This is a genomic window from Haloferax sp. AB510 (genome assembly GCF_024136985.1).
In the GTDB taxonomy this organism is placed as follows: Archaea; Halobacteriota; Halobacteria; order Halobacteriales; family Haloferacaceae; genus Haloferax.
In genome coordinates, this window is record NZ_JAMYJY010000005.1 from 36,313 (window position 1) to 51,819 (window position 15,507).

Here is a 15,507-nt window from a genome sequence, read left to right on the forward strand (position 1 = left end):
GCGAAGCGAACGGGACCGAACGGAATCGAATCGGAGAGAACGCGAAATCGGGTTTTGACGCCGGGTTCAGGGAAGCTTCCGTAGGTCTTCGAGCATCTCGTCCAAGTCGCGGTCAGTCACGGCGAGGGCGAAGCCGTCGATAGTGGCGAGCGCGGGCGCGTGCTCCCAGAGTTCGTCCTCCGAGAGGCCGTGGAGGACGACGGCGTTCGGCGTCGGCGTGACGACGCGCATGGCGACCAGCGGCGATTCGCCGCGGGTGACACCGGTGAAGACGAGCGCCCGACTCGTGGACTGGCCGTAGAGCCGGTAGAACACCTCCGAGGAGAGCCGCGTGATGGCCTGGATGCTGTTGATGACGGTGTGGCCGCTGATGCGGTCTTGGTCGCCGTCGACGATGGGCGTCGCGCCGATGGCGTCGTAGAAGGAATCCAGCGGAATCGACGTGGGGTACTCACGGAGGTCCTGGACGATGTCGCTCTCGAAGCCGGCCGAGAGGACGCGGGCGTACTGCCGGATGCGACTGCCGCCGCGGGCCTCGTCGATGTCGAGGAGCGCCTCGACCATCCGGCGGATGACGCCGATGCCGGGGCTCTCGCGGCGACCGCTCTCGTAGTCGGAGACGACCGACGACGACACGTCCAACTGCTCGGCGAGCGCCGTCTGCGAGATGTCGAAGTCGGTCCGCCACTTCCGGAGGGTCGCGCCGGGGTCGTCCGAGAGGGTAATCTCGCCCGCGATGCGGCGGGCGAGGTCGTCGCGCGGTGCCGCGGTCATCGCGAACACCTCGGTCCGACCGAGGGGTGAGTCATGGGACAACGTGCGTGAGTGTGCCGCAAAAGGGTGTCGAAAGTGGTAGTCGTCGCCTGACGAACCCCGTGGGAACCCTGAAGGTCGTCGGCCGACCACTACGCGGTATGCCATCGACCCTCGTTCACGTCGCGGTCGGCGGACTTGTCGGTGCCGCCCTCCTCGGTCGCTGGTTCGACGTCCGCTCGGTCGGCGTCGCGCTCGTCGCCGCCGCGGTCCCCGACCTCGACTCGTTCACCAGCACACTCCTTCCCGGCAGCCACCGCGCGCTCTTTCACACGCTTTTGCTCCCGCTCGTCCTCGCCGCCGTCGTGGTCTACGACACGCGGATTCGTGACCCCGAGCGCTCCGCGATTCGCGGTCGCTGGGGCACCCGTGGCGTCGTCGTCGCGTGGGTCGGCATCGCCGCGCTCCTCTGTGGGGGCATCTTCCCCGACCTGTTCACCAACGGCGTCAACGCCTTCTACCCGCTGCACGACGCGTTCTACTCGATTAACGGGCGCGCCGAGTGGTCGAGCACGCGCGGGTTCGTCCAGACGTTCGTGGAGTTACAGCCCGCGTCGCCGCCACCGACGACCGAGACGCTCCACTACAGCACCGTCGTCGACCCGTCGCCGGGCGCGGAGCCAGAAAACGTAGAGCGGGTCGCCCCGCTGGCCTCGTCGGGGACGGAACTGATGCTCATCGTCCTCGGAGCGGGCGTGGTCGGCGGACGACTCCTCTCGGAGCGCCTGCGCGGGCGGGCGGAGTGAGTCGTCGGAACGGGACGGGGGAGCGGCCGCGGCTCCCGACTCCGAGCGTTCATAACGGATGGCGACGCATCCGCGTCCATGAGCGAGACACCCGACGGCGTCGAGGTGCGACCCTACGAACCGGGCGACGCGGCCGCGTTCTGGGAGCTGAAACGCGGGTTCGAACTCGGCATCGGCGAGGGGACCGGCGGCGACGACAAACTGTCGAAGTACGAGGCGAAACTCACCGACGACTACCGCGAGCGATACCTCTCATGGGTCGAGCGCTGTGCGACCGACGACCCCGGGTGCGTCGTCGTCGCCGAGGCGGTGTCGGGAGACGGGCACGGTGATGGCGGCATCGATAGCGACGGCGGTGACGGTGACGACGACGGCGACGCTCGTCTCGTCGGCTACGCCTTCGCGCTCCCCGAGGAGATGACGTTCATCTGGGACGCCGCCGTCCTCAACGAGTTATTCCTCGACGCCGACTACCGCGGGACGGGCGTCGCCGACGAACTCATGGCGGCCGTGTTGGACCACGCGCGCTCGCAGGATCTCCCGTTGGACCGAATCGTCCTCGACGTGGACGAGGCGAACGACCGGGCGCGGGCGTTCTACGACCGCTACGGCTTCGACCACTGGGGCGAACTCGTCGCTCGCGACCTCTGAGTCGACGAAAGCGAGGTGCCGGAAAACGGAGAACCGAGCGACCGGACGGCGGCGACTACCGGAGCGCCGCGGCCCCGAGGCCACCGACGGTACCGAGAACGGCGGGGTACGCGACGCCCGCAAGAAGCGCGGACGTGACCGGGTCGGGGCTGATGGCCGACTCGCCGAGAGAGACGGTGAACAGCGCGATACCCACGAGCGCGAAGACGAGGTAGCCGACGGTGGTTCCCGCGCCGGCCAGCGCGCCCGCCCGCGTCGAGGACGCGCCGCTGACGACGGCTGCGAGCGCACCCGCCGCGAGGAGCGCGACCACGGGCACGACGTAGAGTACCGGCGAGAACGCCTCGACGCTCTCGATGAGGTTCGCGGCGGAGGTCGTCCCGAACAACCCGGGGAACGTCGTGGTCACGCCGTGGGCGCTCATGAACACCCAGCCGACGACCTTCCACGTCGAGATGTCCGAGCCGAGGGCTTCGAGCACCTGGCTGGCCGTCGAGTTCTCGATGGTCGAGGAGGTGAGGAGGTAGGTCACGAGGTAGCCGAAGAGGGCCGCCCCGAGGCCGGCGACGCCGCCGCTGCCGACTGACCGAAGCGTCGATGGTGTGGAACCGCGGGTCGATTCAGGTGTCGTTGACATCGTGTCGGAAGCGATTGTTGTTCTCACGTAAATGTCTCGTGGCCGCCGTGAGAGGGTCTCTCGCGGTACATGATGTCGATACGAGGTGGGTACAGTCGTCCCGGCGACCCCCCGGAAACCGCCCGATAATCGTCCACCGTTTGCCCGACGAGCCGCCCGTCGTCTGTCCACCGCCGGAGGGTCACGTTCAAGTCTCGCCGTGTGATAGCGACGGGCATGTTACTTCGGGGCCCACGGGTGATTCGCGGCGACCGTGTCATCGACGAGGCGGACGTTCGAATCGACGCCGAGACGGGGCAAATCGAGGCCGTCGGCGACCTCGACCCCCGTGGGGGCGAGCGGAGCGTCGACCTCGTCGGCAGGACGGTCACGCCCGGACTGGTGGACGCGCACATCCATTTCTCCTTGTCGGGCGAGCGGAGCGTCGAAGACGTGGTCGGCATGTCCGACGCCGAACTCACGCTGGTCGAGGCGCGAAACGCTCGGAAGACGCTCGAAGCGGGCGTCACGGGCGCTCGGGTGATGGGCGCGCGCGACATCGACGTGGCGCTGAAACGCGCCATCGACGCCGGGGACGTGCCCGGTCCGCGCACGGTCGCCAACTGCCGGTCGATAACCATCACCGGCGGCCACGGCCACCACATGGGCCGCGAGATAGACGGGCCGACCGAGGCGCGAAAGGCGGTCAGAGAGCAGGTGAAACTGGGTGCCGACTTCATCAAGTTCATGACGACCGGCGGGGTGACGACGCCCGGCAGCGACCCCGGCGCGGTGGCGTTCACCGAAGAAGAACTCCACGCGCTCGTCGACGAGGCGCACCGGCGGGGCGTCCACACCGCGACCCACGCCCACGGCGGCGAGGGCGTGAAAGCCGCTATCCGAGCGGGCGTCGACACGGTCGAACACGGGACGTTCCTCGACGACGAGGCCATCGACCTGTTCTTGGAGCGCGACGCGACGCTCGTGCCGACGCTGTCCGCGCCGTACCACATCGTCCGAAACACCGAGGCGGCGACGAGAGAGGACGTGGCGAAGACTGAGACCGTCTACGACCGGCACATCGAGTCGTTCAAACTGGCCGTCGAGGCCGGCGTCCGCATCGCCGGCGGCACCGACGCGGGCACGCCGTTCAACGTCCACGGCGGCAACGCCTCCGAGGTGCAGTTCATGGCGCAACACGCCATGGAGCCGCTGGACGCCATCCGGGCGATGACCGAGACGGCCGCCGACGCGGTGGGGCTGGACGACTGTGGCGTCGTCGAACCCGGCGCGTACGCCGACCTGCTCGTCTTCGACGACGATCCGCTTTCGGACCTGACGGTGCTGAACGACCCGACGGCGGTCCTGAAAGGCGGCCGCGTCGTCGCCGGCGCGGTCCCCGGTGCGGTTTCCGGCGGAGAATAAGTGACGGCTCAGCGAACGTCGTCGGGGTCGAGGTCCCAGCGGAACTCGGCGTCGTAGTCGCCGCCGGTCGTCGCCAGCCAGTCCTCGCGGGAGACGCTGTAGCGGCGTTCGTCAGCCGGCTCGTCGTCGATGACGATGCTGTTTCGCTCGCGGCCGTCGAGGCCGCCGCCGAGCGCCGCCATGTACTTCTCGATAGCGCGCTGGGACTTCTCGTTCGCCGCGACGTGCGAGACGGCGACGACTTCGAGGTCGAACACGTCGAATGCGAGCGCCGCCAACGCCGAAGCACGCTCGCCCGAGTAGCCGCGGCCCCAGTAGCGCGGCCGGAGCCACAGGCCGAGTTCTCCGACGCGGCGGTCCCACTCGGTGTGGAGGCCGCCGAACCCGGCAATCTCACCCGCGCCGTCTTCGCCCTCGCGCGGGATAATCGCGTAGTCGGCGCTCTCGGCGTCGGTCCAACTCGACTCCCCGCGGTCGAGGAACTCCTTCGTCACTTTCGGCGTCTCGTGGCGCGACCACGGCATGTACCGGGTCACGTCGTCCATCTCGGGGGCCGAACAGAGGTCGTAGGCCTCGTGGACGCCGACGTGCTTCGGGCGGCGGGAAACCAGTCGGAGCCGCGGCGTCTCGACGACCGCGGGAAAGAGGTCGCTCACTCGCGAACCTCCCAACGGAACTCGGCGTCGTAGTCGCCGCTGGTGGTGGCTTCCCACTGTTCGCGGGTCACGGACCAACCGCGAACGTCGCGCGGCGTCCCGTCGGCGTCGACGGCCTCGTTGGGAAACAGGCCGTCTTCCTGCCCGCCGAAGCGGTCGGTGTACTTCTCGATTGCTCGACACGACGCCTCGTTTTCGGGCATCGCGTACGCGAGCGCGACGTCGAGGTCGAGCACGTCGAAGACCGCGGCGAAGAACGCGGCCGCCCGCTCGCCCGAGTAGCCGCGGCCCCAGAACTCCTTTCGGAGCCACATGCCGAAGACCGCCCGGCGCTTGTCCCACTCGGGGTTGAAGCCGGCGGTGCCGGCGAACTCGCCCGCCCCGTCCTCACCGTCTCGGGGGAAGACGGCGTAGATGGCGTTTTCCGCGGACTCGTGGCCTTCTTCGGCCTGTTCGATGAAGTCCAGCGTCTCCTTGGGCGTCTCGTGGGGTCCCCACGTGACGAACTCGGTCTCTTCCTCGATGGTGTCCGAGCGCGAGGCGGCGAAGTGTTCGTATGCGTCCAACGGGTCGACGACCTCCCGCGACAGGGCACGAAGCCTGAGCCGCGGGGTCACGATTTCGTCGGGGAACATGGAACGGAGTCCACTCGGAGAGCGCTAATAAGTTTTCTGAGTATTGACATTAGGCAACATGGAACATCCCCGTTCCCTCGCGGTTCGCAGACCGGTCGGACTCAGACACGTTCCGGTCGTACACACAGTCTCCCCCGTGTGAACGTGGAGATGCGTATTTGTGGCGGGAGCGCGTCTAGGGGGGACGGGAACGGGGAGATACACAATGGACTGGGAGCGGGCGGTCGGCAGTTACGCGCTCGTCATGGGAGCCGTGACGCTCGCCATCTGGGTGTTGACCGTCGAGCGCGGGCCGGTCATGGAACCGCGGAGCGACCCGTTCGCGCTGTTCGCGTCGCTCGTGTTGGGGGGGCTGACCGGCGTGTCGCTACTGGCGACGGGCGTGGGACTCGTTCGGCGGCAGGTGTGGGCGCGGCCGCTCAGCCTCCTCGCCTTCGGCCTGCTTTTCGCCGGGGTCATCGACAGCGCCGGCTACTACGCCGGCGTCGGACGGGTCGGCGTCGTCGTGGGGCTGTTCGTCGTCTGTCTCGCCACGCTCGCGGCGCTCGGGTGGTCGCTCGTCGACGCACGGAACCGGGCGCGGCGGGCGGCGTGGTGAGTCGGAGTCTGCGTCGGTGAGTCGCCCCGAAACTCCGAGCGCTTCCGGTGGAGCGTCCGGCCGGCGCGCGGCGCTCCGCAACCACTAAACGCGCCTCGGTCCTCCTTCCGGTAATGGTAGACTGGACGGAGAAGTACCGCCCATCGACGCTCTCCGAGGTCCGCGGCAACAACAAGGCCCGCGACGCTCTCGCGGAGTGGGCCAAGACGTGGGACGACCACCGGGAGGCGGTCGTCGTCCACGGGAGCCCGGGCATCGGAAAGACCTCCGCGGCCCACGCGCTCGCCGCCGACATGGGCTGGGAGACGGTCGAGCTGAACGCGTCGGACCAACGGACCGGCGACGTCATCGAACGCTTCGCCGGCCGCGCCGCGAAGAACGCGACGCTCGTCGGTTCCTCCGCGGGCACGTCCACCCGGCAGTTGGTCATCCTCGACGAGGCCGACAACATCCACGGCAACTACGATCGCGGCGGGGCCAGCGCCGTCACCCGACTCGTCAAATCGTCGAGCCAGCCCATCGTCCTCATCGCCAACGAGTTCTACGACATGAGCCGCGGGCTCCGAAACGCCTGTCAGGAAATCGAGTTCCGCGACGTGTCCGCTCGCTCTATCGTCCCCGTCCTCCGCGACATCTGTCGCAAGGAGGGGCTGGCGTTCGAGTCTGACGCGCTCGACCGTATCGCCGAGATGAACAGCGGCGACCTGCGGTCGGCCGTCAACGACCTGCAGGCCATCGCCGAGGGCCGCGAGAAAATCACCGAGGAGGACGTGGTCATGGGCGACCGCGACCGCTCGGTCGGCCTGTTCGAGTTCCTCGACGCCGTCCTCAAAGAAAAATCCGCACAGGAGGCGCTCTACACCGCCTACGACGTGGATGAGACGCCCGACGACCTCACGAAGTGGGTCGAGGACAAGGTCTCGCTCGTCTACGAACCCGACGAGCTCGCCCGCGCCTACGACTTCCTCGCCAACGCCGACCGCTGGCTCGGCCGCGTGCGCGCCACGCAAAACTACTCCTACTGGCGCTACGCGACCGACAACCTCGCCGCCGGCGTCGCGGCCTCCCGTGACCGGACCCGCGGCGGGTGGACCCGCTACGGCGGCGCGCCCTACCGTTCGACCCGCGACAAGACCCGCGACACCGTCGTCCAGAAAATCGCGGAGCAGGGCGGCTTCAGCATGGCGACCGCCCGCCGCGAGGTTCTGCCGTACCTCTCGGCGATCACCCATCACTGCAAACCCCGCGAACTGACCGTCGCCATGGCCGCCTACTACGAGTTCGACGAGTCGCACGTCTCCTTTGTCACCGGGAGCGGCGAGACGACGAACAAGGTCCAGTCCATCGTCGAGGATGCCGGTGAACTCCACGAGGAACTGGTCGAAGAACACGCCGGTGGCGCGTTCGCCGGCATGGAAGACGTGTCCGTCGAGGGTGACGCCGCGGCCACCGACGGCGACGGAGCAGACGGCGGTTCGGACGACGTGCTCGACCGCGACGCCGACGCCGACGAGTCGGCCGAGAGCGACGACGCCGACGCCTCGACCGACGACGGACAGTCCGGCCTCGACGACTTCTTCTGAACGGGACCATCCGCCGCGTTTCCGCCGTTTCTACCGGTTTTCTCCCGCCCGAGATTGACGCCACGCAGAGCTTTTTGGGGCCGCCCGCCGAACCGTGCGTATGAGAGCCGCAGTCCTTCGTGAACACGGTGAACCGCTCGACGTGACCGAAGTCCCCGACCCGACGTGTGACCCCGACGGCGTCGTCGTCGAAGTCGAGGCCTGCGGCATCTGCCGGAGCGACTGGCACTCGTGGATGGGCCACGGCGAGTGGGCCGACGACGCGGTCCCGTCCGGGCAGATTCTCGGCCACGAGCCCGCGGGCCGCGTCGTCGAGGTCGGCGACCGCGTCCGGACGCTTCGCGAGGGCGACCGCGTCGCCTTGCCGTTCAACCTCGCGTGCGGTTCCTGCGGCTACTGCCGGACCGGCCACGGAAACGTCTGCACGGGCGACCACCCGCACGCGCTCGGCTTCGAACTGTCCGCGCAGGGCGCGTTCGCGGACTTGGTGCATCTCCCCTCCGCGGACTACAACGCGATTCGGCTCCCCGAGGGCGTCTCGCCGACCGACGTGGCCGCGCTCGGCTGCCGGTTCATGACGGCCTACAACGCCCTCGACGCCCGCGCCGGACTCCGCGCCGGCCAGTGGGTCGCCGTCCACGGCTGCGGCGGCGTCGGCCTGTCGGCGATTCAGGTGGCGAACGTCCTCGGCGCGCGCGTCGTCGCCGTCGACGTGCGCGACTCCGCGCTGGACGCGGCCGCCGACCTCGGTGCGGACGCCGTCGTCAACGGCTCCGCGGAGGACCCGGTCGAAGCCATCCGGGGGCTGACCGACGGCGGGGCGCACGTCTCGCTCGACGCGCTCGGCGTCGCCGAGACCTGCCGGAACTCGGTCCGCTCAGTTCGGCCGCGTGGCTCGCACGTGCAGGTCGGCCTGACGACCGAGGCCGAAAAGGGGAACGTCTCGCTGCCGACCGACTGGATGACGAGACACGAGGTGTCGTTCCTCGGCGCGCGCGGAATGCCGCCGACGAGCGCGGACGACCTGCTCTCGCTGCTCGCGTCGGACGCGGTCGACCCCGGGTCGCTCGTGACGAAGACCGTCTCGCTTGACGAGGTTCCGGAACGGCTGGCCGCGATGACCGACTACGACACCGTCGGCGTCGAAGTGATGGTTCCGTAAAACAGGGCTGTCGTCGGTTCGGACGCTCGGTGCCGGCTCAGGGCGTCGGCGTCGGCGCTCGACGCTCTTCGGACGGCTCGTCGTCCAGCCCGCGCCAGACGACCTCACCGCAGTCCGGGCAGTCGAGTCGGACCGTCCGGCCGTCGTGCGTCTGTTCGGGCCACTCGTCGATACCGGCGGCGCGACCGCAGGTCTGACAGAAGAGAACGGCCTTGGTGTGTTCGCAATCGGGTGGTTCGTGACTGAATTCGCGGGGAGCGTAGTTCATGCCGCAGCAAGCGGCGTTTCGGGAGATAAGCTTGTTGGAAGAATCCGGGTGTGTGACCGGCTACCCCGCCTCAGAGCAGTTTCGAGAGGAACTGCTTGCCGCGGTCGGTTTTCGGGTTCTCGAAGAAGACCTCGGGCGGCGAGTCCTCGACGACTTTGCCGTCGGCCATGAGGACGATGCGGTCGCCGACCTCGCGGGCGAAGCCCATCTCGTGAGTGACGACGAGCATCGTCATCCCTTCCTCGGCGAGGTCGTGCATCACGTCGAGCACCTCCCCGACGAGTTCGGGGTCGAGGGCGCTCGTGACCTCGTCGAACAGCATCACGTGGGGGTCCATCGCGAGCGCGCGAGCGATGGCGACGCGCTGTTGCTGGCCGCCCGAGAGCTGGTTCGGATAGGAGTTCGACTGCGCACCGAGGCCGACGCGGTCGAGCAGTTCGTCGGCGCGGCGCTCGGCGTCTCCTTTCTTGAGGCCCTTGACCTTCGTCGGCGCGAGCGTCACGTTCTCTCGGGCCGTCTTGTGCGGAAAGAGGTTGAAGCTCTGGAACACCATGCCGATGCGCTGGCGCAGGCGGTTGATGTCCGCGTCGGCCGCGGAGATGGACTGGCCTTCGAGTCGAATCTCGCCGTCTTGAATCTCTTCGAGGCGGTTCGCACAGCGAAGCAGCGTCGATTTCCCGGACCCGGACGGCCCGATGATGACGCAGACTTCGCCCTCTTCGACGTCGAGGTCGACGTCTTTCAGGACGTGCGTCTCGCCGAAGTACTTGTCAACCTCGTCGAACTCGAGGAGACTCATCGGCGGTCACCTCCCCAATCGGCGCGGGCTTCGAGGTGGTTGACGATTTTGCCGAGCGGAATCGTAATCATGAGATAGGCGATTGCGACGAGGATGATGGGCGTCCACGGGTCGAACGTAGTCGAGTTGACGTTGCGGAACGCGCTGATGAGTTCCGGGATGGCGATGACCGTCAGGAGCGACGTGTCCTTCACGAGGATGACCTGGTCGTTGCCGATGGCGGCGAGCGCGTTGCGCCACGCCTGCGGGAGGACGACCTCGCGCATGCCCTGCACGTAGGACATCCCGAGCGAGCGGGCGGCCTCCATCTGGCCCTCCGGGACGGCGTCGATGCCGCCGCGGACGGCCTCGCCGACGTAGGCGGCGTGGTTGAGCGTCAGTCCGATAATCGCGGTCGGAATCGCCCAGTTGGAGATGGGGAACTGCCCCGGCGGCCAGAACGCCGGAATCCCGACGTAGATAACGAGCAACTGGAACAGAAGCGGCGTGCCGCGGAAGAACTCGACGTAGGCGGTCGCGACGGTGTTCGTGAATTTCGTGTTCGACACCCGACCGAGCCCGACGAAGACGCCCGCGGTGACGGACAACAGACTCCCTACGAGGACGATACCGAGCACTCGCAGGAACGCGTTGACGAACTGCGGGTGGATAATCTCGACGAGGAGTTCGAAATCGACCTGCGTGAAGATAATCGCCGCGATGAAGCCGCCGACTCCGAGCGTGAATAGTCCCGCGACGGCCGCACCCAGCCGTCTGAGGGTCGTATCGTTCAAAAACTGCTCTTGGTACTCACCGTCTCCGGTGCGTCCCTCGGAGTAGGATTCAGCCATTGGTAGTGTTTCTCACAGTGATGGGATAAAAAACGCGTCCTGGTCGAGTTACCCGGAGAAGTACTCCGAGTAAATCTCGTCGTACGTGCCGTTGTCGCGGATGGTCTGCAGCGCGCCGTTGACCTCTTCGCGGAGTTCGTCATCGTCCTGCCGGAAGCCGATACCGTACTCCTCGACGGTGAGGGTGAGGTACGGCGGGGCGTTCTCCTTGCCCTGTTCTTCGGCGGCTCCGGGCCCTTCGAGGAACCGGACGTTGTCGCTCTGCTCGACGAACGCGGCGTTGACGGTGTTGTCGTTGACGACCGCGCTGACCTGGTTGTTCCGGAGCGCGTCGAACGCGCCGGTCACCTGGTCGTAGCTCTGAATCGTCAGGTCGCCCCCGAACTCCTCTTTGAGGCTGGTCGCGGCGCTCTCTCCGGTCGTCCCCTTCTGGACGCCCACGGTGACGCCCTTGAGGTCCTCCTTCGAGGAGATGTCGCTCTGGTTGAGGACGATGACCGTCTGGTACGCGGTGAAGTACGGGTCCGAGAAGTCGATCTGCTCCGCGCGGTCCTCGGTGATGGTCATCGCGGACATGATGACGCGGAAGTTCCCGTTGTTGAGCGAGGGGATGATACTGTCGAAGCTCGTCTTCTGGAACTCGTGTTCGTAGCCGAGTTCGTCGGTGAAGACGGCCTGCGCGATGTCGACGTCGAAGCCGACGAGTTCGCCCTCGGTCGTCTCATACTCGAACGGCCGGTACGGGATGTCCGAACCGATGGTGATCGTCTCGCTACCGCTGCCGCCGCCGCCGAGGCAGCCGGCCAGCGTGAACGCGGCCGCGGCTCCGGCGGAGCCCTTCAGAAAGGTGCGACGTTCCATAACAGCCCTCAGGTAGCACAGCCCCGTATAACACTTCTTCGGTCCGTTCGTCAATTCGTTCCGAGATTGACGAAAAATATTCGGGAATTGTGTAGATGGGTGAGATATATCTCTAACCGTGAACGGGGTCAGACCATTTGCTAGTCTCGAATTGTAGTACAACTTCTGGCAATACTGTTGTAAATATTGCCGCGGTTAGTACGAGTATTGAAGGCATCTCCGACACGCGGGCGAGCTCCGACGAATCAGGTGCGGCCCGCTCGTCAGTCGGCGTCGTTCGTCGCGCCGGCTTGCGGGACCGGAAGCCCGCCGCGGACGAGGATCGCCGCGCCGCCGACGAGGACGAGCGCGAGGACCGTCCCGCCGAGGTGGGCGAGTTCGAGCGCCGGTCCGTACACCTGCCGGCCGGCGATGAGGAGCGCGACGACCACGACGCTCGCGGGCGCGGTGACGAATCTGAGCCGGCCGTAGGCGTCCGCCCGCGGGCCGTGGGCGGCGTTCGCCCAGAGGGTGACCGCGACGAGCGCGGCGTAGGTGGCGAGGCCGACGACGTAGTAGACGGCCTGCGTCGTCAGGCCGAAGGAGACGAACGCGTGGGGCGCGAGGACGAGCATGACGGGTGCGCCGACGAGCGCCAGTCCGACCGCGTCGGCGATGCGGGTGATGCCGCGGTCGACGAGTCCCCACGCCGCGGCGGCGACGACGGCGGTGAAGATGGAGGTCGCGACCACGTAGTGGGCGGTGAGGATGACCCACTCGTACTCGGTGACGGTGAGCGCTCCGAGGACAATTTGGAACGGGAGGATGACCGTGGCGACGACGAGCGCGTAGCGGACGCCTTTCGCGACGCCCTCGCGCCACGCCTGCACGGTCGTCCCGAGGATGAGGAAGCCGGTGAGCATGGCGACGAGGCGGTGGAACCATTCGAGGAAACTGCCCCAGTTGGCCGGGAACAGCCCGAGGAAGCCGTCGCAGAACGGCCAGCGGCCGGCGCAGGTGAGCCCAGCGCCCGCGGCGGCGGTGTACACGCCGAGGACCATCAGGACGCCGGTCATCGCGGCGGCCCCCGCGAGGAGGCGGCGAAGCCGAGGTGTCATACGCGTGGGTCAGGACCGCGCGAACTTATACATGGCGAGGAGAATACCCGTGCCTAAAGGCGCGGGATGAATCCGTCAACCCCTCCACTAACCACGTTCGATAGCACGCCCGGATATTCCACGCCCGCTCGTTACTTTTAATATACTAATCCTCATAAGTATTTATAACTATAGTCAGATGCTGGAGACAACCCGCACCTATCGAGCGACAATCGTCAATCACTCGCAAGTGAGTGACGACCTTGATGACTGCGGACACTCCGCGTCGAAACTGTGGAACGTCGCCCGCTACCACATCCAGCAAGAATGGAACGATACCGGCGAGATTCCGTCTGAAGCCGACCTCAAGCGCGAATTAAAAGACCACGAACGATATAGTGACCTCCATTCTCAGTCAAGTCAGCGCGTTCTCGAAGAACTCGCTGAGTCGTTCACCGGTTGGTTCAAAAAGCGCAAGAACGGCGACACAGATGCGAATCCGCCCGGCTACCGAAAGCGAGGTGACAACCACCCACGCTCCACCGTGACGTGGAAGCAGCACGGCATCAAACACGACACCTCGAAGAATAGGCTCCGTCTCAGCAAGGGGTTCAACCTCAAAAGCCACCGTTCGGACTTCATCCTCTGCGAGTACGAGACGCGTCCAGACGTGACCGTAGAGAACATCCAGCAAGTGCGAGCCGTGTGGAACGGCGACAGATGGGAACTGAACCTCGTCTGCAAGGTCGAAATCCCCGTCGAGGACGCTCCCGGCGATAACACCGCCGGTATCGATCTCGGCATCAAGAACTACCTCGCCATCGCTTACGACGACGGTGAGGCGGAGTTGTATTCGGGGAACGTGCTGAAACAGGACAAACACTACTTCACCCGTGACGAGTACGATACTGAAGGCGAGAACGGGCCGTCACGTCGTGCGCTTCGCGCTCGCCAGAAGCTCTCGCGTCGGAAAGACCACTTCCTGCACGCACTCTCCAAGCACATCGTCGAGCAGTGTATCGACCACGAGGTCGGTCGTATCGCCGTCGGTGACTTGAGCGATATTCGAGAGGACGAAAATGGTGACTCTCGGAATTGGGGTACACGTAGAAATAAGAAACTCCACGGCTGGGAGTTCGACCGGTTCACTCGTCTGCTCGAATACAAGGCCGAAGAACACGGGATTCTCGTAGACCGCAAGAGTGAGCGAGATACGTCAAAGACGTGTTCGTGCTGTGGGCGGAAGCGTGAGGCGAACCGCGTGGAGCGTGGGTTGTACGTCTGTGAGTCGTGCGGTGTGACGATGAACGCGGACGTGAACGGTGCGGTGAACATTCGCAGAAAGATAACTCAGAATCCTCCGACGGAGGATATGAGTAACGGTCGTTTGGCACGGCCAGTAGCCTACCTGTTCACTCAAACCTCGGGGCGTTTTGCACCGAGCGAGCAGGCGGGTTGCAAACCCTAATATCCCAACTGCGGTCGGGATTCCCGCGTCTTTAGGCACGGGAGGATGTCAAATCTCGTCGGTATGGTCCTCGAAGGCGTCGTCGTGAGGGTGGTCGCTCGCGCGGGTAACACGCCCCATCCGAGCCGTCCCATTCAAGTCGGTTCGGTTGGACGCGCGAACATGGACGAGCGACTCGAATCCCGAGCGGACCGACTCGATGGCTACCTCGACGACAACGGCCTCGAAGCGGTCTGGTTCGCCCGACCGAACTCCTTCGCGTGGCTCCTCGGCGGCGACAGCGTCGTCGACCGCGACTCGCCTTTGGGCGTCGCCGCCGCCGGCTACGACGGCGACGAGTTCCACGTCGTGACGGACAACATCGAAGCGACCCGCCTGCTCCACGAGGAAGTGCCCCACGAGGACGTTCGCGTCCACCGCTTCCAGTGGTACGAGGGCTCGCTGGCGTCCGGCGTCGAAGCGGTCTCGCCGACCCCCGCCGCCGCCGACTTCGACGTGCCCGGCTTCGAGGGCGTGGACGCCGCGGCCGTCCGCCAGCCGCTTTCCGACGCCGACATCGAAGCCTACCGCGAACTCGGCCGCGACGCGGCGAGCGCCGTCGAGCGGGTCTGCCGCGAACTCGAACCGGGCGACACGGAACACGAGGTCGCCTCCGGCCTGAAAGTCACGCTCAGCGCGATGGGTATCGAAGCGCCGGTGGTGCTCGTCGGCAGCGGGCGGCGAGCCCAGAAGTACCGCCACTACACGCCCAAACAAGAGGAACTCGGCGACTACGCGCTCGTCTCCGTGACGGCCCAGCGCGGCGGCCTCTACGCGAGTTGTACGCGAACCGTCGCGTTCGACGCGCCCGAGTGGCTCGAAACCCGCCACGAGGGGGCGATGCAGGTCGAGACGGAGGCGCTGGCGGCGACCCGAAAGGCCGCCGTGGAGGGCGGCACTGCGGGCGACGTGTTCGACGCCATTCGCGACGCCTACGACTCGGTCGGAGAGTCAGAGGAGTGGCTGAACCACCACCAAGGCGGCGCGGCCGGGTTCGCCGGCCGGGAGTGGTTCGCCACGCCCGACGCCGACGACGAGGTCCACGCGCCGATGGGCTACGCCTACAACCCGACCATTCAGGGCGCAAAGAGCGAGGGAACCGCGCTCGTCACTGACGAGGGCGTCGAGCCGCTGACCATGACCGGCCGCTGGCCGACCCGAACCGTGACCGACGCCGACGAGACCGTCGAACTCGAACGGCCGGAAATTCTTCACATCGAAACGGAGTAATTTTTCGAGCGGAGCGGCGTCGGTTCGTCGCCGCGACCTCGCCGCCGTCCG

17 protein-coding genes are annotated in these 15,507 nt (G+C 66.6%); 8 read left to right on the forward strand and 9 right to left on the reverse strand.

Annotation, left to right across the window (positions count from 1 at the left end; translation table 11 throughout):
* Positions 1-66 precede the first annotated feature (66 nt).
* A complete protein-coding gene (locus NKF06_RS01800) occupies positions 67-774 on the reverse strand; it encodes a helix-turn-helix domain-containing protein (RefSeq protein ID WP_253244338.1) in 708 nt (235 codons plus the stop codon).
* A gap of 140 nt (positions 775-914) precedes the next feature.
* Here NKF06_RS01800 and NKF06_RS01805 point away from each other — a divergent pair, with 140 nt between their 5' ends.
* Both NKF06_RS01805 and NKF06_RS01810 read left to right on the forward strand, forming a co-directional pair.
* Complete coding sequence (locus NKF06_RS01805) at positions 915-1,559, forward strand: metal-dependent hydrolase (protein ID WP_253244339.1); 645 nt, start codon at positions 915-917, stop codon at positions 1,557-1,559.
* 78 nt (positions 1,560-1,637) lie between these two features.
* Positions 1,638-2,210, forward strand: a complete 573-nt coding sequence (locus tag NKF06_RS01810; RefSeq protein ID WP_058827638.1) for a GNAT family N-acetyltransferase — start codon at positions 1,638-1,640, stop codon at positions 2,208-2,210.
* A gap of 55 nt (positions 2,211-2,265) precedes the next feature.
* On the opposite strand, the gene NKF06_RS01815 is transcribed toward NKF06_RS01810, so the two are convergent.
* On the reverse strand, positions 2,266-2,847 hold the full coding sequence (locus tag NKF06_RS01815) for a transporter (protein ID WP_253244340.1): 582 nt from the start codon (positions 2,845-2,847) through the stop codon (positions 2,266-2,268).
* Between the two features lie 216 nt (positions 2,848-3,063).
* Here NKF06_RS01815 and NKF06_RS01820 point away from each other — a divergent pair, with 216 nt between their 5' ends.
* The gene (locus NKF06_RS01820) at positions 3,064-4,251 is read left to right on the forward strand and encodes an amidohydrolase family protein (RefSeq protein ID WP_253244341.1); all 1,188 of its coding nucleotides are present in this window, start codon (positions 3,064-3,066) and stop codon (positions 4,249-4,251) included.
* 8 nt (positions 4,252-4,259) lie between these two features.
* On the opposite strand, the gene NKF06_RS01825 is transcribed toward NKF06_RS01820, so the two are convergent.
* Positions 4,260-4,907: a GNAT family protein gene (locus NKF06_RS01825; protein WP_253244342.1), complete on the reverse strand. Its 648-nt coding sequence runs from the start codon at positions 4,905-4,907 to the stop codon at positions 4,260-4,262.
* On the reverse strand, positions 4,904-5,542 hold the full coding sequence (locus tag NKF06_RS01830) for a GNAT family protein (protein WP_253244343.1): 639 nt from the start codon (positions 5,540-5,542) through the stop codon (positions 4,904-4,906). The genes NKF06_RS01825 and NKF06_RS01830 overlap by 4 nt, the downstream gene beginning before the upstream one ends.
* A gap of 205 nt (positions 5,543-5,747) precedes the next feature.
* Between NKF06_RS01830 and NKF06_RS01835 the strand changes: the two genes are divergently transcribed.
* The 3 genes from NKF06_RS01835 (at position 5,748) to NKF06_RS01845 (ending at position 8,885) form a co-directional block, all read left to right on the forward strand.
* Positions 5,748-6,140 carry a hypothetical protein gene (locus NKF06_RS01835; RefSeq protein WP_058827633.1) on the forward strand — a complete coding sequence of 131 codons (393 nt, stop codon included), beginning with the start codon at positions 5,748-5,750 and terminating at the stop codon, positions 6,138-6,140.
* A 113-nt stretch (positions 6,141-6,253) separates the two neighbouring features.
* Positions 6,254-7,723 (forward strand): replication factor C large subunit, encoded by a 1,470-nt coding sequence (locus NKF06_RS01840; RefSeq protein ID WP_253244344.1) that lies wholly within the window; start codon positions 6,254-6,256, stop codon positions 7,721-7,723.
* A gap of 100 nt (positions 7,724-7,823) precedes the next feature.
* A complete protein-coding gene (locus NKF06_RS01845) occupies positions 7,824-8,885 on the forward strand; it encodes a zinc-binding dehydrogenase (RefSeq protein WP_058827631.1) in 1,062 nt (353 codons plus the stop codon).
* 37 nt (positions 8,886-8,922) lie between these two features.
* Here NKF06_RS01845 and NKF06_RS01850 read toward each other — a convergent pair whose 3' ends face one another.
* From NKF06_RS01850 to NKF06_RS01870, 5 genes are all read right to left on the reverse strand, one after another.
* Positions 8,923-9,153, reverse strand: coding sequence for a hypothetical protein (locus NKF06_RS01850; protein ID WP_058827630.1), 231 nt, complete (start codon positions 9,151-9,153; stop codon positions 8,923-8,925).
* Positions 9,154-9,223: 70 nt separating this feature from the next.
* On the reverse strand, positions 9,224-9,952 hold the full coding sequence (locus NKF06_RS01855; RefSeq protein ID WP_058827629.1) for an amino acid ABC transporter ATP-binding protein: 729 nt from the start codon (positions 9,950-9,952) through the stop codon (positions 9,224-9,226).
* Positions 9,949-10,782 carry an amino acid ABC transporter permease gene (locus NKF06_RS01860; protein WP_058827628.1) on the reverse strand — a complete coding sequence of 278 codons (834 nt, stop codon included), beginning with the start codon at positions 10,780-10,782 and terminating at the stop codon, positions 9,949-9,951. The genes NKF06_RS01855 and NKF06_RS01860 overlap by 4 nt, the downstream gene beginning before the upstream one ends.
* Before the next feature lie 48 nt (positions 10,783-10,830).
* A complete protein-coding gene (locus NKF06_RS01865) occupies positions 10,831-11,643 on the reverse strand; it encodes a basic amino acid ABC transporter substrate-binding protein (protein ID WP_058827627.1) in 813 nt (270 codons plus the stop codon).
* 263 nt (positions 11,644-11,906) lie between these two features.
* A complete protein-coding gene (locus NKF06_RS01870) occupies positions 11,907-12,698 on the reverse strand; it encodes a COX15/CtaA family protein (protein WP_253244365.1) in 792 nt (263 codons plus the stop codon).
* A 220-nt stretch (positions 12,699-12,918) separates the two neighbouring features.
* On the opposite strand from NKF06_RS01870, the gene NKF06_RS01875 reads away from it, so the two are divergent.
* Together NKF06_RS01875 and NKF06_RS01880 are read left to right on the forward strand one after the other, a co-directional pair.
* Positions 12,919-14,187, forward strand: a complete 1,269-nt coding sequence (locus tag NKF06_RS01875; protein WP_253244345.1) for a transposase — start codon at positions 12,919-12,921, stop codon at positions 14,185-14,187.
* A gap of 162 nt (positions 14,188-14,349) precedes the next feature.
* Entirely contained in the window at positions 14,350-15,456 is a 1,107-nt protein-coding gene (locus tag NKF06_RS01880) for a M24 family metallopeptidase (RefSeq protein ID WP_253244346.1), read from the forward strand.
* The last annotated feature ends 51 nt before the right edge of the window (positions 15,457-15,507 follow it).